The organism is Lactobacillus sp. CBA3605 (genome assembly GCF_002970915.1).
Classification (GTDB): domain Bacteria; phylum Bacillota; class Bacilli; order Lactobacillales; family Lactobacillaceae; genus Lactiplantibacillus.
Genome location: NZ_CP027190.1, coordinates 1,925,215 through 1,943,810, shown reverse-complemented (window position 1 = coordinate 1,943,810; position 18,596 = coordinate 1,925,215). Strand labels below are relative to the sequence as shown.

The following is an 18,596-nucleotide window of genomic DNA, read 5'->3' as shown; positions in this document are numbered from 1 at the left end:
TAATCGTTTTCAGTGTTGCTGATTATAGCGAATTACCGCTTTGATGGCAACTAAAATGCGACCAACAAAACCAAGCGAAACAAAAAATAGTCATTGCAAGAATTTGTGAATTCCTGCAATGACTATTTATCATCGGTCATCAAGCGTGCCAAAACAGGCACAAAAAGCCAGTTTATTCCACGCTCGATTAACGCTCAACTACTTAATTTTTAACTTTATCACCGAGGGCCGTAATGTATGAATAAACTTGTTGTCCAGCTGTACCGCCTTCGCCGACAGCCGTCGCAACTTGCCGCAAATCTTTTTTACGTACATCGCCCACAGCAAAGATGCCAGGCACTTTGGTTTCCATATGGTTAGTCGTTTCAATCCAACCATTTTCATCCGTAATACCGAGATTACTAAAAGGCTTTGTAATTGGGTTAATCCCAACATAAATAAAGACCCCATCAACCGCAATTTCGCTATTTTCACCAGTTTGATTATTATTCACTTTCACACCAGTGACCTTTTTCCCATCACCAACAATTTCCGTGACGTTGCTGTTCCAGACAAAGTCCATCTTGTCATTTGCAAAGGCCCGGTCTTGTAAAATTTGTTGCGCCCGTAGTTGATCACGCCGATGAATAACAGTCACTTTATCAGCTAATTGCGTCAGGTAACTGCCTTCTTCAATGGCAGAATCACCACCACCGATGACGACCACGTGCTTGTTACGGAAGAATGCCCCATCACAAACGGCACAGTACGAAACACCCCGGCCACCATAGGTATCTTCGCCAGGTACCCCAAGTTTACGGTACTCTGACCCCGTCCCAATGACAATTGCTTTAGTTTCAAACGTATCCGAATCCGTCTTAACCACCTTAATGTCACCTTGGTCTTCAACTGATTCAACACTACCATAAGCATATTCTGCCCCAAATTGGGTTGAGGATTCATACATTTCCTTAGCCAAATCTGGCCCTAGAATTGATTTAAAACCCGGGTAGTTTTCAATTGCGGCGGTATTATTCATTTGTCCACCATAAATCCCACGATCTAATAGTAATACTGATAAATTGGCCCGTGAGGCATATAAGGCCGCTGTCATCCCAGCAGGACCGGCACCAATAATAATCACGTCGTAATGCTTTGCCATTTCTAAAACCCCTTCCACTTAACTAATCTATGTGGCTAAATATACCCCCAAAAATCTAGTTTGTCGACTAAGTTGTTTGTACACAACTGAAAAAAGTGGCCTCGCCATTATACATCATATTCGGTTTCTTTAATCCCTGTGTTCATCAAATCATAGGGACTCTTCATTTTTTCCGGGTCCCAACTAGCAATCCCCACGACTAATAAAATTTCTAACGAACTCAAACTAACTGAAGCTTGTAGGCCCTTATCAAAACTCGTTTTAATGCATGTATAATACCATCTGATTGTACGCTAATAGCACGCGAATGATTCAAAATCACCCAGCGTGGTAATAACGCGCTAAGGCCTCTTACGACAGGGGTCTTAACGATAATGAAATTATCCGTGATTATCAACTGTTTCTAATCACTTAGTAAAAGGTCAGAAATTGTTGCCCCTGGCCGGTAGCCACATCCTAACCACTTGCTACGCATCATAAGACCCCATTCAACAATTTACTTGTTTTCAGGATTATTTAACTTAGCCCAATCACCGACAGCTGTAATCCGTCCTTGCGTATTGCCAGCCTTGGCTTCTTGGTCAACCGCCATTTGAGCGACTAAGTTCAAATAATTGAAGGGATCATCAAAGTTTGGTGAGAATAGCATATCAACAAAGGCTAAATCATCAATTGTATTCCCATTTTGAATAGCTACTGAAACCGTATTGGCTGACTGGGCAACTTCGTGAGGACTCCAGAACTGTGCTCCTAGGACTTGCCGATTCTCAGGATTATACGTTAATTCAATTCTCAATGGATCCGTGCTTGGCATGTAACTTGGCCGCCACGTGCCATCAAAGACGACTCGTTTAACTGGCACGTTGCTCATCTTCGCAACTTCATAAGTCAGCCCAGTAGTTGCTAGCGTGTAATTAAATAACTGCATTGCCGACGTTGCCTGCGTTCCCATGTAAGGTTGGATGTTGCCAAAAATATTAACCCCAGCTAAAGCCCCTTGCCGGACAGCGTTCGTTGCCAACGGCGTATAAGCTGACCGACCCGTTGGGTTAAAGTTAACCACACATGAATCGCCCGCAGCATAAATATCAGGATTAGACGTTTGAACATAATCATTGATAATGATAGCACCATGTCTGTCCATATCCACTTGACCACGTAATAATTCAGTCGTTGGAATAAAGCCTGTCCCAACAATTGCTAAATCGGCCACAAAATCCCCTTGGGTTGTTTCAATAACCAATTCACCTTTATCGTTCCCGGTAAATGCAGTAACCCGATGATTTAAGAGCACTTTAACGCCATGTTGCTTCAATAAATCAACCGCTTGGTCAGACATATCTTTGCTAATATAGTGATTTAAAATCTGATCATGTGATTGGAACAAGGTTACTTCATGATTTGTATTGGCATAGCTTTCAGATAATTCGGTTCCAATATAACCAGCCCCAACAATCGCAATCCGTTTGTTATCCTTAGCAGTTTTGTAAATTTCCTGTGCTTGTTCATACGTTTTGCACAAAAGAACTTTCGATTCATCAATCCCAAAGATTGGTGGCACCGCAACGGATGACCCGGTCGTCATAATTAACTTGTCATAATGGTCATCAAAGACTTTACCTGTTTCCATATCTGCAACTTGCATCGTCTTAGCAGTTGCATCAATTTTAAGTACATTATGCTTAGTTTTTACTGTAGCACCCGCTGCTTCAAGTTCTTCTGGTGACGCATAAAACATATCTTCTAGCTTATTAACCTTGCCACCTAAATAAAGATAAATCCCACAAGATAAGAATGAAATATTATCGTTACGTTCATAAATCGTCACTTCTGATTCTGGATGATTCTTTAAAATTTGATTTGCTGCCGCTGTTCCGGCATGGGTACAACCAACAATTACAATCTTCATACTAAGTATTCCTCCACAGAATTAATTTATTTGTCACATATACGTTGATACAGACCAACTTAATTATAACCGCTTTTTCGACTAATTTATATCCGGATTTGTTAAAACACCTAAATTATTTTAATATCGGCGTAAAAAAGTTTGGATATCGCTTTCAACCATTCCAACCCTTGCTTAAACTCACCGCTCAATTGAAAAAAGACGAGACCTTCGTATTCCACTAAATCATTATTTGGTATACTATGTAACTTAGGGGTAATTTTACTGAACATAATTTGAACGTAAGGGGCCAGTGTATGTATCGCTATTTTATTCAACCACAATTAAATAAATTCAATAATTCTTTGATTGGTTACGAAATGCTTATTCGTTACCGTGAAACCGAAGCAGATCGTTGGACACTACCAGCAAACTTTGAAGCTATTCCAATTGATGTACAAATTGATTTATTGAAGGCAACTGCCAGTGAGTTGTCTTTAAAGATTGGGTCAGTTTCTATCAATTTCAACCGTAAGCAATTTTTAACACCTGCGATTGCGGCCGCCGTTATTGACGCCCAAGCTAAATTGTTTCCGGTTAAAGTGATTGTTGAAGTAACTGAAGAACCTGATGAAGAAGCTTATTCACTAGCTGATATGCAAAAACAAATTGAATTAATCAAAGCGCATGGATTAGAGTTTAGCCTGGATGACGTTGGTACTGGTATTAACGTTTTTGACCATATTAAACCATTACTTGGTTATGCTGAAGAAATTAAATTTGCCATGCAAAACTTCCGTAAAGAAGAACGAACTGATGAAATTCCGGCACAACTCAAATTCTGGAATGATGTTGCCTTAGAACATGATGCTCGCTTAATTCTTGAAGGGGTCGAAGATGACGCTGAAGATCAATTGGCGGATGATTTAAATATTCCACTCCGTCAAGGGTATTACTACGGCAAGCCACATCTTTTCAAGCTTAAATCTGACCGTTAAAAAAATGATCCAGCTGATTTATTCAGCTGAATCATTTTTTATTATTTCGTGGTTTTCTTCGTAGCAGATTTGTTAGCATCCGCTTTGGTTAACTTAATTCCTAAGTCTTTAATATAAGCACGTAAATCATCCTTAACATCAGGATGAGTTAGCCCATATTCAATCGTCGTCTTTAAGTAACCAAATTTGTAACCGACATCATGACGTGTGCCCTTAAATTCATGGGCGAAGACGCGTTGCGTTTTATTCAGCGTATCAATGGCATCAGTTAATTGGATTTCATCACCCTTACCTGGTTTTTGATGTTCTAAGACATCAAAAATTTCAGGAGTTAACAAGTAACGCCCAATAATCGCCAAATCACTGGGAGCATCTTCGGGACTTGGCTTTTCAACAAAGTTATTCACATTGTATAAACCAGGTGCCTTTTCACTTTCAGGATTAATAACCCCATATTTCGATACATCATCATGTGGCACCTTCATAACAGCTAAGGTTGAGGCATGTGTTTGATCATAGCTATCCATCAATTGCTTCGTCAATGGCACTTTGTCTTCCATCAAATCATCACCCAGCATGACAACAAAAGGTTCGTCCCCAACGAAGGCTTTAGCCGTTAAAACTGCATCACCTAAGCCACGGGGATGTGATTGCCGAATAAAGTAGAGGTTAATATCAGTCGTTTCTTGAACGAGTTTTAACATTTCTTCCTTGTGCTTAGCCCGTAAATTATCTTCCAGTTCTGGATTTGAATCATAGTAGTCTTCGATACTCCGCTTGCTCTTACCCGTAACAATCACAATATCTTCAATACCAGACTTCCGTGCTTCATCAACGATGAATTGAATCGTTGGCTTATCAACAATTGGCAGCATTTCCTTGGGCATTGCTTTAGTAGCTGGTAAGAAACGAGTTCCTAAACCAGCGGCGGGAATAACTGCTTTTCTAACTTTAGACATTTGGACATCCTCCTAAGAATAATGAAATAAAATAATAACCTACTGAATTTCAGGTTTCCCCTCACGTTGCATCAACTGAGGGATAACTTGCTTAATATCGGCGCCATTATATAAAACATCATAAATGGCTTCGGTGATGGGCATTTCAATCTGCTGCTGTTGGGCTAATTCGTAAGCCGCTTTAGTAGATGGAATCCCTTCAATCACCATTCCCATGGTCGCAACGACCGTCTTCAAATCTTGACCAGCGCCAAGTTCATTACCAGCCCGCCAGTTACGTGAATGCACACTCGTAGCAGTTACAATTAAGTCACCAACACCTGATAACCCGATAAAAGTTAACGGTTCAGCCCCTAATGCCACGCCAAGACGGCTAATTTCAGCCAATCCACGTGTCATCAAAGCAGCTTTGGCATCATCACCATAGCCCAACCCATGTAACGCACCAGCACCTAATGCAATAATATTTTTCAGGGCAGCACCTAATTCAACCCCAATGACATCATTGTTTGTATAGATTCGGAAATAATTATTCATAAAGAGCTGTTGTACCAGCTTAGCAGCCGCATCGTCCGCGCTTGCCGCTGTGATTAACGTGATATCGCGTTTAGCAACTTCTTCCGCATGACTAGGGCCAGATAACACCACAATTGCTTGACGTAAATTGGCTGGAATTTCTTCTGCCAACACTTGCGATAACCGCTTGTGGGTTTCTAATTCTAAGCCTTTGCTAGCATGAACAATAATTGGCCGTTGTCCAGTTGCTTGTAACACCGCTGTGACTTGTTGTGCCACACTACGGATAGCCTTCGTTGGCACGACGAACAGAATCACTGCAACTCCATCTAAAGCCGCCTTCAAATCCGTATAAGCCATTAACGACTCTGAATAATGAAACCCATGGACATAGCGTTCATTCGTATGCTGATCGTTTAGTTCAGCTGCTTGTGCAGCCGAATTAGACCAGAGTCGAACTTCATTTCCGTTCTCATCTAATAAGTTCGCCAAAATACTGCCCCATGAGCCAGCACCTAGAACGGCAACTTTTTCTGTCATTCAAATATACCTCTAATCTACTTATTTTCGGTGGCAATTTTTTGACCAGAACCATCAAGGTACCAACGATTCTCGGTTAATCGGCGTCGACGCCAAATAATCAAAGTCAAACTACCAATAAATAATACCACGGATAGGGCCTGTGAAATACGGATGACGCCAAATAACATTAAAGAATCTGTCCGCATTCCTTCTGTAAAGAAACGACCAAATGAATACCATGCGACATAGGCCAAGAACACTTCACCCTGTTTGTAAAGCCCCTTTTTATGTCGCGTCGTCATCAATAAAACGAATCCGAGCAAATCCCAAACCGACTCGTATAAAAACGTCGGTTGCCGATATGCACCGTTGATATACATCTGAGAAATCAACCACTGCGGTAAATGTAACCCTTGTAGAAAGCCCAAACTAGTCACCCGGCCAAAAGCTTCCTGGTTCATGAAATTACCCCAGCGACCAATTCCTTGGCCCATAATGACAGTTGGTGCCGCAACATCTAACATTAACCAAACGGGGACAAACCGTGATCGGCAAAATAGAATCACCACAATTGCCGCACCAATTAAGCCGCCATAAATGGCAATACCGCCATCCCAGATTCGGATAATTTCACCTGGATTTTGGCTATAATAGGACCATTGAAACCCAACATAATATAATCGAGCCGCAATTAAAGTAAACGGTAAGGCCCACAAAATCATATCGTAAATATCATCTGGTCGAATACCACGCCGCAGACCCTCGCGCACAGCCAAAGTCACCGCAATAATAACGGCACTTGCAATAAATACGCCATACCAATGAACCTCAATCGGCCCTAATCTTAACGCAATCGGGTTTAACGCCCCCAAGACGAGTTTCACGCTGTCGCCATCTCCTTAATGCTTTTCAGAATCATGGGCTGAATTTTCTTTGATTAAGGAATTCAAATTGTCATCAAACACCTTAGTCGCATCATAGCCCATGCTTTCAGCCCGAAAGTTCATCGCAGCTGCTTCAATAATAATGGCTAAGTTACGCCCAGTTTTAACCGGAATAGAGACTTCCGGCACTTCAACATCAAAAAACTTACGCGATGCTTCGCCATTTCCTAGTCTATCAAATTGCTTATCTGGCGTCCAATTCTCTAAGTGAACAATTAAATCAATATCGGTATCTTGGCGGACTGCTCCGGCACCGAATAAGTTCATCACGTCAATAATCCCAATCCCCCGAATCTCAAGGAGATGATTTAAAATCTTTGGTGCTTCCCCAACTAGGGTTTGTTCATCTTGTTGATAAACATCTACGCGATCATCTGCAATCAAGCGATGCCCCCGTTTGACGAGCTCCAAAGCCGTTTCACTTTTCCCAACCCCTGAATCACCAGTAATTAAAACCCCTAGCCCATAAATGTCCACTAAAACACCATGAACCGATTGACGTTCAGCTAATTTACCTTCCAAGTAGTTGGTCATATTACTTAAAATTCGTGAAGAAGTCATCTTAGTGCCTAAGATTGGTACCTTGTTCTCGTCACCAGCCTGAACAAGCTCAGCAGGTACGGGTAATCCCGTAGAAACCACAAAAGCTGGCGTCGTTAATTGACACATCTTCCGAAAAATCATTAATCGTTCATCGTGGCTCATATTCTTTGAATAAGCGGTTTCAGTTTTCCCCAGCAATTGTACCCGTTCGCGCGGGTAGTAGTTGAAGTAGCCTGTTAGTGCTAAACCAGGCCGTGAAATATCACTAATTGTAATTTCTTTATCTGCTAGTAGCTTGGCGCCATGGTAAACATCCAAGCGGGTATTTTTCACTAAATCGGCAACAGTTACACTTTCTGCCAAGTTAATCCCTCCCAAATTATTCAGCTATAAAAAAAAGCCAGTGGCATTGTCCAAAATTGCTATTGCAATCTTTTTTCAAGCCGCTCGCACTTTTTTGACTGAAAATGGATCATTCCTATCTGTTAATTTTAGCACTTTAAAGCGCTTTATTCACCATTTACATCACGCTTAGCTAAAAAATTAGAAACAATCACATTTGCCAAGGACATTAAAACCGACACTAAGACGGCCATTCCAAAACTGGAAAATCCAAAACTGGTTTTGCCGACAAAATAAGACGTCAGTTGGAGCATCAAACCATTAATCACAATACTGAATAACCCTAAGGTCAATAACGTAATCGGTAATGATAATAACAGTAGCACGGGTTTAACCGCTGCGTTCAAGACTGCTAAAACAAAACTTGCCAATAAAGCAATCCACACATTGGCAACATGGAAATCACTCTTAAAAAAGCCAGCAATGGCAATAAATAATACGGTATTAATTATAATTCGTTTCCAAAAACCCACTCACTATCACTCCATTAATCTTGGTGGCGCGGCTCATCTTCTTCATGGACGTTATGAATTTCTTTACGTCCTTGCGGTTGCTGCGTAGTTTGTGATGACTGCCCAGTAGCTTGGCGCATCTGATCAAAAAAACCAGATTGCTTAGGCTGACTGGGAATAATGGTCATTAGAACTAAGTACAACAAAATCCCAAAACCATGTGACGCAATTGTCAGTAACACAAATAACACACGCAATACGGTAGCATTCCACTGTAGGTAGGCGGCAATGCCACCCAAGACACCGGCAACGACCCGATTGTTAGATTTAGTTAGTTTACGATTAGTTTTAGTCTTCATAATTAGACCCCTCACATAAGTTTAGTCTAATTATATTCTACTAATTGTAAAAGCAGGTTGCAAACTTGATGGACCGGCTTTAGAAATTATTTATGAATCACTAAACTAAATTCGAACTTTCTGGATTCAATTCTATGATTTTTCCAGTATTCAAGTAAACGATCCATTCACCAACATTGGTGACCAATGCACCGATTCGTAACAAATAACTCGCAACATTAAGATAGTCGGTCGATCCAATCACAGTTTCTGGATGGCGTTCCATCTTCGAAATTCCTTTTTCGTTGATTTTATCGTACATTTCACCAACTTTAGCATCCTTAGCCGCAACTTTACGGGCTGCCAAATCATCGCTTTTAACATAGGCTGCTAACATCTCTTCGACCATTTTACGGACCCGGTTCCCCATCTCAGATAACTGCGCTTCAATTTCAGGGACACGTACATGTCCTTTAACCCGAATCGTCGCATGCGCAATGTTCCGGGCATAATCAGCCATCCGTTCTAATTCTGAGACGGCCTTTAAAATCGTAACGATTTCACGTAAATCAGAAGTTACTGGCTGGTATAAAGCAATCATTTCAAATGATTTTTGTTCCAATTCGACTTCACGTTCATTAATTTTGGCATCATTATCAATGATTTCTTGAGCTAAATCACGATCATGGTCAATAAAAGCTTTCACAGCTTTTTCAATAGTTTCACTAACCATCATTCCCATTTCGGTAAAATTAGCATCAATATCATTTAATTCATCATCAAATAGTCGTCGCATGGTTTTATCCTCCTAACCAAATCGGCCTGAAATATAGTCATTGGTTGCTTGCTTAACCGGATTCATGAAAATCTGTTTCGTATCATTTACCTCAATTAACTCACCATTCAAGAAAAAAGCGGTTCGATCAGAAATTCGTGACGCCTGTTGCATATTATGCGTAACAGTTATGATAGTGTAATCATGCCGTAAATTCAATAGGGTCATTTCAATCATATGGCTTGAAACTGGGTCCAACGCACTGGTGGCTTCATCCAAAAGAATAATTTCTGGTTCAACTGCAAGGACTCGTGCGATACAAATCCGTTGCTGTTGACCACCAGATAAAGATAACGCATTGACATGTAAGCGATCTTTGACCTCATCCCAAATTGCCGCTTGTTTCAAGCTTTTTTCAACGGCTGCATCCAGCGTTTCCTTATCGCGAACCCCGGCTAACCGTAATCCATAAACAACATTTTCGTAAATTGAAAACGGAAAGGGATTGGGCTGTTGAAAAACCATCCCGATTTCTTTTCGTAATTGAACGGTATCTGTCGTCGGTGCATAGATATTCGCCTGATTAAAAGCCACCTCACCAGTAATCGTCACATTAGGAATTAAGTCGTTCATCCGATTCAAGCACCGTAAAAACGTTGATTTACCACATCCTGATGGACCGATTAAAGCCGTGATCCCTTTGTTTTCGAAACTAAGATTAACACTTTTCAAAGCCTCTTTCTTACCATAAAAAAGTGATAGATTTTCAGTCTTTAAAATTGTACTCATTAACTCGCCTCCTAGCCAAAATTACCAGAGATATAATCATTTGTCAGGTCAACTTTAGGATTGGTGAAAACATCCCCCGTTTCAGCATATTCCAAAACTTTACCGAGATTAAAGAACGCCGTATAGTCACTAATTCGTGACGCTTGTTGCATATTATGGGTTACGATAATAATCGTATAGTTTTGCTTTAATTCTAGCAAAGTGTCTTCAATCTGACTCGTCGAAATGGGATCCAAAGCACTAGCTGGTTCGTCTAACAATAAAATATCAGGCTTAATAGCAATTGCCCGGGCAATGCACAGCCGTTGTTGTTGACCACCCGAAAGCGCTAAGGCACTCTTATTTAAATCATCTTTAACCTGGTCCCACATGGCCGCCTGTCGTAAAGATCGTTCCACAACTTCATCTAATTCTTGCTTATTCTTCATGCCACGTTGCCGTAATGCAAAGGTAATATTTTCATAAATTGATTTAGCAAAGGGATTAGGCCGCTGGAAAACCATGCCAATATGGCGCCGCATCTCATAAACGTCAATTGCATTACTATTAATATCTAAGCCCCGATACATAATTTGGCCCTTAACCGTGGCAATTCGATCATTCATGCGATTCAAAGAACGCAAATAAGTTGATTTCCCTGAACCAGATGGTCCAATCAGTGCACTGATTTTATACCGTTCAAATTGTAAATCACCCTCTGAAATTGCTTCCGACTTACCATAGAACACGTGTAAATCGTGCGTTGAAAGTGCAATTTCATGTGCTTTTTCATCGAACTTCATAATATTTCGTTGATCTGTCGTCATCGTTGTTGCATCTGCCATTAAAAGGACCTCCTTATTCAGCGGTTAAATGTTTATACAAGCGTTTTCCAAGCCAGCGGGCTAAGAAGTTAAAGAGCAAGACCGCAATAATTAACACGGCCGAGGCGCCCGCTGAGACCGCCTTAGCATCCGGCATAATCCCTTCAGAATTAATCTTCCAAATATGCACGGCCAGGGTCTCAGCCGGGCGCATAGGACTTAAGGGACTACTAATATTAAATGGATTCCAATCGCTGAAATTTAACGCTGGCGCACTTTGGCCTGCCGTATAAATCAACGCCGCGGCCTCACCAAAAATCCGACCGGCGCTTAAAACAATCCCCGTAATAATACTTGGCAACGCTGCTGGCACCACGATTTTGGTCACCGTTTCCCACCGTGACAAGCCTAAAGCATAACCAGCTTCGCGTTGACTATCAGAGATATTAGCTAACGCCTCTTCAATGCTACGCGTTAGAATTGGCAGATTAAAGACAGTGAGTGCAAATGCCCCTGACAAGATTGAAAAGCCTAGCTTAAATTGAACCACAAAGAACAAATAACCGAACAAGCCAACCACAACCGAAGGCAGTGAGCTTAAAATTTCAATGGTCGTTCGAATCAAGCCGGTAAACGTATTTTGGCTCGCATATTCATTCAGATAAATTCCTGCTCCCAATGAGATGGGCAGTGAAATCAGTAACGCCAAAAATAACAGATAGAATGAATTAAAGAGTTGAATACCAATCCCACCACCGGCTTCAAATGAAAGTGACGGTGAGGTTAAAAAATGCCAGGAAATTTCTGGCACCCCCTGGACTAGGATATAACCAAGTAAAGCCACCAAAATAATTACAACTAAAGCGGCAACGGTGTATAAGATACCGGTAGCCAGCTTATCCATTCGTTTAGCGTTCATTATTTAGTTTCCCCTTTCGTCCAATATAGCGAATCACTAAGTTAAAGAACAGTGACATGAGTAATAACATCATAGCTAACGACCACAACGCATTATTTTGTAAGGAGCCCATAACGGTATTCCCAATTCCCATGGTTAAGATACTAGTTAACGTTGAGGCTGGTGAAACTAAATTTTGCGGCAGCAAGGTCGCATTCCCAATCACCATTTGTACAGCTAAGGCTTCGCCAAAGGCCCGGGCCATCCCAAAAACAATGGCTGTTAGCATACCTGGGATTGCGGCTCTCAAAACCACTTTATACGTGGTTTGCCACCGAGTTGCACCTAACGCCAATGATGCTTCTCGATAATACCGTGGAACGGCATTTAACGCATCAGCACTCATCGATGTAACAGTTGGTAGAATCATAACGAATAGGACAAAGGTCCCGGATAAAATCCCATACCCACTGCCACCAAAAGTGCTTCTTACAAATGGCACGACAACTTGTAACCCGATGAACCCATACACAACGGACGGAATCCCGACTAATAATTCCGTCACTGGTCGCAAAATTTGAGCCCCACGCCGCGGTGAAATTTCAGTCATAAACACAGCAGTCCCAATGGCAAATGGCGTCGCAATCAAGGCTGATAAAATTGTGATTAGAAACGAGCCAACTAACATTGGTAACGCCCCAACTGCTGGCTGACCATTGGTCCCCACGGTTCCTGGATTCCATTGTGTCCCACTTAGAAACTGCCAAAAGTTAATATGATTTTGAAAGAAGGTTGCTAGCCCCCGTGATGCGACAAAGTAGAAAATCAAGAACACGACGACGATAATCAATGCCAAACAGGTTAAACTGATTAGCTTACCGCGGCGTTCAATTTTGCTCGCAACTGATTTTTTCAAGAGACTTGCCCGAATTTTATCCATGCGCTCCTCCTTATTTCACGGTCGTAATTTTACCGGTCGCACTCCGCTGAACCTGCATATCATGAACCGAGATATAACCTAACTGTTTCACTAATTTTTTCTGAACAGCGGTTGATAGAATATAAGTAATAAATTTTTTTGTTAATGGATCTGGCTGCAAACTTGTATATAAATGTTCATATGACCAAATTCGCCATCGATTTTGTCGGACGTTGGCTTCTGTAGGTTGCACGCCATCCACAGAAACGGTTGTCACTGAAGAATCTAAATATGAAAAGGCGACATAGCTAATCGCACCGGGTGTACTGGCGACAATCGACCGCGCTAAACCCGAAGAATCTTGTTCTTGCGATTCAGCACTCTTGTGACCATTGAGTGCATACCGCTCAAATGTCTTCCGAGTTCCCGACCCTTGCGCGCGATTAATCAAGACAATTGGCAAATCTTTACCACTAACCTGGCGCCAATTCGTTAATTTACCAGTGAAAATCTGGTCTAATTGGTGCCCAGTTAAATTAGTGATTCCAGTATGCTTGTTAATGATTGGGGCAATCCCAACCACAGCGACTTGATGATCTTTAAGCTTACTCGCCTGAATTCCAGCTTGCTCTTCAGCAAAAACATCAGAATTACCAATGGCAACAGCGCCAGATTGGATTTGGCTTAGACCCGTACCAGATCCGCCACCTTGCACATTAATAAAAATCCCGGTATGTTCAGAACTATATTGTTCACCAGCCGCTTCGACTAAGGGCTGTAATGCGGTGGAACCAACTGCGGTGATTGACTCGCCAGTATTGGTTTTAACTCGGTGAGTGTACCCAAGCCCCACTAACACGCCAATCAAAATCAGTCCTAGTAATTGGATGACCCGACTTTTCTTCATAACAAAATACCTCCTACCCATGCTCAATATCTATAATACAAAGTTTTTGTAAATACTTAATAGACGTTTTGTAAAGATTGTGTAAATGTCAAAATATTTTTAACTGTTAGACCTAGCCTGACAGTTAAAAAAGGTCAAAAAAAAGAGCCTGGGTTCTATATCCCAAACTCACTCAGTTACTTTGATGGGTAAAGCGACCGTCAATGTGGTACCAACACCGCGTTGACTAATTACCGTAATCTGCCCGTGCATCGCATTAACCAGCTCTTTTACAATAGCTAATCCTAGTCCCGTACCGCTGACTTGTTGTGAACGCGACGGACTGACCCGATAAAAGCGCTCAAAAATGCGTTGCTGATCATTTGCGCTAATCCCAATACCAGTATCTTGAACTTTCAAAAACCATTGCTTATCAGTACTGCTAGCACTAATGGTCACAGTTCCATTTTGGCGATTATACTTAATCGCGTTTGACAATAAATTCTTGACAATTTGACTCAGTTTTTGCGCATCAGTCACCACTGTCATGGTTGGATCAAGGTGACTCGTTACGGCAATGTTTTTCCGTTGAAAAGCTTGTTGTAGTACTGCTAATTCTTGATCAACTAACGGTTTTAATTGCACGGTATGGATTGATAAGTTAGTCATATTTTGGGCTCGAATTCGTGATAACGACAAAACATCTTGAATCAAATCAATCAACCGCTGACTCTCATCTGCAATAATTTTTAAAAACTGATCCAAGGTTGCAGGATCATCTTTTGCGCCACTTAGCAACGTTTCAGTGAAGCCAGCAATTGCCGTAATTGGCGTTTTCAACTCATGGCTGGCATTGCTAACAAAATCATCTTGCATCTGTTCAATCATATAAACTTCAGTGATATTGTAGAGCATTAAGACAATCTGAAAGTGTGACCGACTATTTTGAATATAAACCGTGGTTGCTTCAACCACCTGTGTATTAGGCGCCGGCGTCAGCGTAACCGTCGCTCGCTGGTTTTTTTTAGTGGTAATCGTCGCTTCAATCACTTTAGTTAAAGCATACAGTTGGATATCTTTCGTATAAAGGTGCGCCACTGAATTAATCGAATGTTGCAATAATTCGCCCATCGCTGGATTCGACAACTGAACCTGTCGATGATGGTCGATCACCATCACGCCAATTGGCAAATAACGCATAATCATCATTAATTCTTTTTCTTGTAGCTCCGCCCGTCGCGTCTGATTGCGTTGGTATGACTCCAACTGATTAACAGCCTGCGATAAACTATACAGCGGATCACTCTCTGGCAATAAAATATGCGGCGGAAATTGCTGACTACTCATCTGTCGCAATTTAGCTTCCATGCGGTCAATCGTCTTTTGGCGTTCATGCTGTTGAAACCAAACAATACTGGCTTCAATAATGGCCAACAAAACAATGGCTAACGTTAGTAGCCCGACTAATTGCCATGACCACTGAATCGGTGAAAAATGTTGCAGCACGACCAAGCCGATTAACAACGTCAAAATATTTTCTAACGTTAACAGACGCATCGTTTGCTGCCACTGATTATGCATGCTCATCACCAACGAACTCGTAGCCAAAACCACGCACCGTGCGGATTAATTGTGGATTTTTTGGATCTAGTTCAATTTTTTCTCGTAAATGTGAAATATGAATATCCACAATTCTGGTTTCGCTCGCATAATCATAGCCCCAGACGTGATTCAAAATGGCTTCGCGACTGAGCACCCGACCCTCTCGTTCAATAAAATAAACTAGTAATTCAAACTCTTTGGGGGTCACACTAATATTTTCACCATTGCGCGTCACCCGATACTTATCTTGGTCAATTTGCAATTCACCAATAGTCGTCATCGATCGACTGGTCGGTGCCGCAGATATCGGAACGGTTGCCGGCTTATCAGGTGGTGTCATCCGCCGAATCACTGCTTTAATTCGGGCCAACACTTCCCGTGGTGAAAACGGCTTCGTGATATAATCATCTGCACCTAATTCCAAACCAAATACTTTATCAAATTCATCACTTTTAGCCGTGACAATAATGATTGGCGTCTGAATTTTCTCTTGTCGCAACCGCTTAGTCACTTCCATACCGTCTAATTTAGGCAACATCAAATCTAATAAAATACATGTAAACGGTTGTTGCATACCCAAAGCTAACGCCGCCGCCCCATCGGTGGCCGTCACAACTTCATAACCAGCTTGTTTTAAGTTATATGATAATAACGTGACAATTGCTGGTTCATCATCTACCACTAAAATCTTATCCATGGTCGTTAATCCTCCTGATCAGTGAATAACACAATCCCTAACTCATGTGGAGCCCCATTATAAATCGCCGTTTCAGTTATAATTAATTCTTGTTGTCCATTGCGTACTTTCAAGTGAACATAGGTTGGATTCTTTAATAATGCTGCATAAAATTGCGTCTCAGTATGCACAGGTTGGCGATTACATTCTAAAATAATATCGCCAACCTTCAAATTAAGTTTATCAGCAGGCGTGTGACGCCGTAAGCCAATCACACGCACGCCTTGGTCAGTATCTGAAAACCAAAATTGTTGGTGCCGATCATGATAGCGATGTTGTGCTAAACTCAGCCAAACTAAAACCACTACGCCACCAATCAATCCAACACCCCATTGTGGGCTTAGTGTGACTAACTTAGCCCCAATGACCATAACCAGCCCGATTAACGCCACACTACCATAGCGCGTCGCCAAACGGTGCCACGCCACGGATGGCGTTTGCTTATAAACTTGCGCACTCATGCCAAGTAATAACGGCAACAAGAGTAGGCCGAAGCTTTGATGACCCACTTGAAAAACGGGCCACCAACTAAGCGTCGAATGCAACCAATCACCGGGAATTAAGACGCCAACTGGTAAAACCAATAACTGTTGCCACCGATACCTCACGATTCGTTTGCCACGTTGATCTGGGCGAACTTGTGGTGAAGCCACTTGCGTCGAATGGCGCGTCAATAGAAACGCCGTACTTGCCAGTAATATCACGACTAGCACTAGCCCGCTGAGAACCACACCATTGCTCAAACTCATTGTGGTGACCCCAACGCGTTGAAGTTGATGTCCCATCAACGTAACTTTAGGATTAAGTCCCCAATAAAGCAACCAACTAAGTCCAAAAACAGTTATTGGGATCAAACCGAAAGGCACAATCAGCAAACTAATCACGGCAAGCCCTTCATAAATCAAGACCCAAACAGGTGAAACAATCAATCCCAAAGCTAGACTAATCACAGTCGCCACCAACCCCAACAAGATGCCATATTTAAAGAAATTCCGCTCTTCAAAATAACGAGCATCAATGGCACTGCCGAACGTCTGTCGCTCATACTTAACTCGTCGTCGGGCCGACAAATAGCATCGAATCAAGCCGACCCAGACCAACGGTTGTACCAAGAATAATTCCAAAACCTTTAATACCTGCATGTGCGTTACTCCTAACGTTGAACTCTGAAATTAGTATAGCATTTTTACTGGTTCAGACCAATCTTGTTTATTCCCATTAATGACCGTCATTAATACGTTTATCTTTAATAATTATAATCCTAATACTCAAAAAAACACTAAAGTAACCATTGACGTCGGTCACTCTAGTGTCTCACCCTTACTGTGGATTTTTTTGAGCTAGCTTCCAGCGTAAATAGGAATCAATAAACGGATCTAACTCACCGTCCATCACACCTTGACCATCATGCGACTCATAATTCGTCCGATGATCTTTGACCATGGTATAAGGATGGAAAACATAGGAGCGAATTTGTGACCCCCAACCGATTTCTAGTTGCTCACCTTGAATTGCAGCCCGTTTTTTAGCCCGTTCTTCTTCAGCTCGTTCATACAACTTGGCTCGTAACATATTCATCGCCGTCTGTCGGTTTTGTAGCTGTGAGCGTTGGGCCTGACTCGCAACCACAATTCCAGTTGGTAAGTGGGTAATCCGAACAGCTGATGATGTTTTATTGACATGTTGACCACCAGCACCGCTCGCCCGATAAACATCGACTTTTAAATCATCCGTACGAATGTCAATGTCGACACTATCATCTAATTCTGGCATCACATCGACACTGGCAAACGAGGTATGCCGGCGACCAGCAGCATCGAACGGTGAAATTCTAACTAACCGATGGACGCCTTTTTCAGAACGCAAATAACCATAAGCATTGTGACCACTAATGAGTAACGTTACGCTCTTAATACCAGCTTCTTCGCCAGCCTGATAATCAACCGTTTCAACAGTGAAATGATGACTACCGGCCCACCGAGTATACATCCGTAACAACATGGCACCCCAGTCTTGCGATTCAGTCCCCCCAGCACCTGGGTGGATTTCCAAAATGGCATTATTTCGGTCGTAAGGCCCATCTAGTAACAGATTCAACCGATATTGCTGCAAATCATGTTGGGCTTTTTCGAAGTCAGTTTCGAATTCGGCTTGCATCTCAGTATCCGGTTCTTCATTCAGTAATTCGTAAGCCACGGCTAAATCGCCGACTTCATCAGCTAACTGCTGATAAGCATCAAACTTTCCTTTTAAGACATTGTTCTCATCAATAACGGTTTGCGCAGTCGCCTGATTATCCCAAAAGCCCGGTTCGGCCATACGAGCTTCATTTTCATGGATGCTTTCATTCAAAGCATCTAAGTCAAAGCGACCCCCTAAAGTCACCGACAGCACTCTGCATTTCTTCAATTAAATGTTTATATTCACTTAACTCCACAAAGAACCCTTCTCTCAACTTATTTTTAAGTTATTTTTTGCAAAAAAC

At 41.9% G+C, this 18,596-nt stretch carries 19 protein-coding genes; 1 reads left to right on the top strand and 18 read right to left on the bottom strand.

Features of this window, described 5'->3' with window-relative positions:
• Positions 1-202 precede the first annotated feature (202 nt).
• Together trxB and C5Z25_RS09340 are read right to left on the bottom strand one after the other, a co-directional pair.
• A complete protein-coding gene (trxB, locus tag C5Z25_RS09350) occupies positions 203-1,141 on the bottom strand; it encodes a thioredoxin-disulfide reductase (protein WP_105452369.1) in 939 nt (312 codons plus the stop codon).
• Between the two features lie 496 nt (positions 1,142-1,637).
• Complete coding sequence (locus tag C5Z25_RS09340; protein WP_105452368.1) at positions 1,638-3,050, bottom strand: FAD-dependent oxidoreductase; 1,413 nt, start codon at positions 3,048-3,050, stop codon at positions 1,638-1,640.
• Between the two features lie 296 nt (positions 3,051-3,346).
• Here C5Z25_RS09340 and C5Z25_RS09330 point away from each other — a divergent pair, with 296 nt between their 5' ends.
• On the top strand, positions 3,347-4,027 hold the full coding sequence (locus tag C5Z25_RS09330) for an EAL domain-containing protein (protein ID WP_105452366.1): 681 nt from the start codon (positions 3,347-3,349) through the stop codon (positions 4,025-4,027).
• A 41-nt stretch (positions 4,028-4,068) separates the two neighbouring features.
• Here C5Z25_RS09330 and galU read toward each other — a convergent pair whose 3' ends face one another.
• The 16 genes from galU to prfB all read right to left on the bottom strand — a co-directional run bounded on the left by galU (position 4,069) and on the right by prfB (position 18,548).
• Positions 4,069-4,986 (bottom strand): UTP--glucose-1-phosphate uridylyltransferase GalU, encoded by a 918-nt coding sequence (galU, locus tag C5Z25_RS09325; protein WP_105452365.1) that lies wholly within the window; start codon positions 4,984-4,986, stop codon positions 4,069-4,071.
• 39 nt (positions 4,987-5,025) lie between these two features.
• Positions 5,026-6,042 carry an NAD(P)H-dependent glycerol-3-phosphate dehydrogenase gene (locus tag C5Z25_RS09320; protein ID WP_105452364.1) on the bottom strand — a complete coding sequence of 339 codons (1,017 nt, stop codon included), beginning with the start codon at positions 6,040-6,042 and terminating at the stop codon, positions 5,026-5,028.
• Positions 6,043-6,059: 17 nt separating this feature from the next.
• Positions 6,060-6,908: a prolipoprotein diacylglyceryl transferase gene (lgt, locus tag C5Z25_RS09315; RefSeq protein WP_105452363.1), complete on the bottom strand. Its 849-nt coding sequence runs from the start codon at positions 6,906-6,908 to the stop codon at positions 6,060-6,062.
• A gap of 15 nt (positions 6,909-6,923) precedes the next feature.
• Complete coding sequence (gene hprK / locus C5Z25_RS09310) at positions 6,924-7,874, bottom strand: HPr(Ser) kinase/phosphatase (RefSeq protein WP_105449909.1); 951 nt, start codon at positions 7,872-7,874, stop codon at positions 6,924-6,926.
• Between the two features lie 146 nt (positions 7,875-8,020).
• Positions 8,021-8,386 (bottom strand): phage holin family protein, encoded by a 366-nt coding sequence (locus C5Z25_RS09305; RefSeq protein WP_105449908.1) that lies wholly within the window; start codon positions 8,384-8,386, stop codon positions 8,021-8,023.
• Positions 8,387-8,400: 14 nt separating this feature from the next.
• Positions 8,401-8,724: a PspC domain-containing protein gene (locus C5Z25_RS09300; RefSeq protein WP_105449907.1), complete on the bottom strand. Its 324-nt coding sequence runs from the start codon at positions 8,722-8,724 to the stop codon at positions 8,401-8,403.
• 100 nt (positions 8,725-8,824) lie between these two features.
• Positions 8,825-9,499 carry a phosphate signaling complex protein PhoU gene (phoU, locus tag C5Z25_RS09295; protein ID WP_105449906.1) on the bottom strand — a complete coding sequence of 225 codons (675 nt, stop codon included), beginning with the start codon at positions 9,497-9,499 and terminating at the stop codon, positions 8,825-8,827.
• A gap of 12 nt (positions 9,500-9,511) precedes the next feature.
• Complete coding sequence (gene pstB, locus C5Z25_RS09290) at positions 9,512-10,267, bottom strand: phosphate ABC transporter ATP-binding protein PstB (RefSeq protein ID WP_105452362.1); 756 nt, start codon at positions 10,265-10,267, stop codon at positions 9,512-9,514.
• A gap of 11 nt (positions 10,268-10,278) precedes the next feature.
• Positions 10,279-11,091: a phosphate ABC transporter ATP-binding protein PstB gene (pstB, locus tag C5Z25_RS09285; protein ID WP_105452361.1), complete on the bottom strand. Its 813-nt coding sequence runs from the start codon at positions 11,089-11,091 to the stop codon at positions 10,279-10,281.
• 13 nt (positions 11,092-11,104) lie between these two features.
• Positions 11,105-11,989: a phosphate ABC transporter permease PstA gene (gene pstA, locus C5Z25_RS09280; protein WP_105452360.1), complete on the bottom strand. Its 885-nt coding sequence runs from the start codon at positions 11,987-11,989 to the stop codon at positions 11,105-11,107.
• Positions 11,979-12,908, bottom strand: a complete 930-nt coding sequence (gene pstC / locus C5Z25_RS09275) for a phosphate ABC transporter permease subunit PstC (RefSeq protein WP_105452359.1) — start codon at positions 12,906-12,908, stop codon at positions 11,979-11,981. The genes pstA and pstC overlap by 11 nt, the downstream gene beginning before the upstream one ends.
• Before the next feature lie 10 nt (positions 12,909-12,918).
• Positions 12,919-13,794: a phosphate ABC transporter substrate-binding protein PstS family protein gene (locus C5Z25_RS09270; protein ID WP_105452358.1), complete on the bottom strand. Its 876-nt coding sequence runs from the start codon at positions 13,792-13,794 to the stop codon at positions 12,919-12,921.
• A gap of 168 nt (positions 13,795-13,962) precedes the next feature.
• Positions 13,963-15,354 carry a two-component system histidine kinase PnpS gene (gene pnpS / locus C5Z25_RS09265; RefSeq protein ID WP_105452878.1) on the bottom strand — a complete coding sequence of 464 codons (1,392 nt, stop codon included), beginning with the start codon at positions 15,352-15,354 and terminating at the stop codon, positions 13,963-13,965.
• Entirely contained in the window at positions 15,347-16,072 is a 726-nt protein-coding gene (locus C5Z25_RS09260; protein WP_105452357.1) for a response regulator transcription factor, read from the bottom strand. The genes pnpS and C5Z25_RS09260 overlap by 8 nt, the downstream gene beginning before the upstream one ends.
• Positions 16,073-16,077: 5 nt before the next feature.
• Positions 16,078-17,253: a PDZ domain-containing protein gene (locus C5Z25_RS09255; protein WP_105452356.1), complete on the bottom strand. Its 1,176-nt coding sequence runs from the start codon at positions 17,251-17,253 to the stop codon at positions 16,078-16,080.
• A 178-nt stretch (positions 17,254-17,431) separates the two neighbouring features.
• Positions 17,432-18,548 (bottom strand): peptide chain release factor 2 gene (gene prfB, locus C5Z25_RS09250; protein ID WP_105452355.1). Its coding sequence is split into 2 segments (ribosomal slippage): positions 17,432-18,475 and positions 18,477-18,548, totalling 1,116 coding nucleotides; the frame shifts between segments, so codons are not numbered across the junction.
• Between the last annotated feature and the right edge of the window lie 48 nt (positions 18,549-18,596).

Coding starts and splice junctions, on each gene's coding strand:
- C5Z25_RS09340 (WP_105452368.1), bottom strand. CDS start 3,050: ATGAAGATTGTAATTGTTGGTTGTACCCATGCCGGAACAGCGGCAGCA.
- galU (WP_105452365.1), bottom strand. CDS start 4,986: ATGTCTAAAGTTAGAAAAGCAGTTATTCCCGCCGCTGGTTTAGGAACT.
- trxB (WP_105452369.1), bottom strand. CDS start 1,141: ATGGCAAAGCATTACGACGTGATTATTATTGGTGCCGGTCCTGCTGGG.
- pstC (WP_105452359.1), bottom strand. CDS start 12,908: ATGGATAAAATTCGGGCAAGTCTCTTGAAAAAATCAGTTGCGAGCAAA.
- pstA (WP_105452360.1), bottom strand. CDS start 11,989: ATGAACGCTAAACGAATGGATAAGCTGGCTACCGGTATCTTATACACC.
- pstB (WP_105452361.1), bottom strand. CDS start 11,091: ATGGCAGATGCAACAACGATGACGACAGATCAACGAAATATTATGAAG.
- C5Z25_RS09320 (WP_105452364.1), bottom strand. CDS start 6,042: ATGACAGAAAAAGTTGCCGTTCTAGGTGCTGGCTCATGGGGCAGTATT.
- C5Z25_RS09260 (WP_105452357.1), bottom strand. CDS start 16,072: ATGGATAAGATTTTAGTGGTAGATGATGAACCAGCAATTGTCACGTTA.
- pnpS (WP_105452878.1), bottom strand. CDS start 15,354: ATGCATAATCAGTGGCAGCAAACGATGCGTCTGTTAACGTTAGAAAAT.
- C5Z25_RS09255 (WP_105452356.1), bottom strand. CDS start 17,253: ATGCAGGTATTAAAGGTTTTGGAATTATTCTTGGTACAACCGTTGGTC.
- C5Z25_RS09330 (WP_105452366.1), top strand. CDS start 3,347: ATGTATCGCTATTTTATTCAACCACAATTAAATAAATTCAATAATTCT.
- pstB (WP_105452362.1), bottom strand. CDS start 10,267: ATGAGTACAATTTTAAAGACTGAAAATCTATCACTTTTTTATGGTAAG.
- C5Z25_RS09300 (WP_105449907.1), bottom strand. CDS start 8,724: ATGAAGACTAAAACTAATCGTAAACTAACTAAATCTAACAATCGGGTC.
- C5Z25_RS09270 (WP_105452358.1), bottom strand. CDS start 13,794: ATGAAGAAAAGTCGGGTCATCCAATTACTAGGACTGATTTTGATTGGC.
- phoU (WP_105449906.1), bottom strand. CDS start 9,499: ATGCGACGACTATTTGATGATGAATTAAATGATATTGATGCTAATTTT.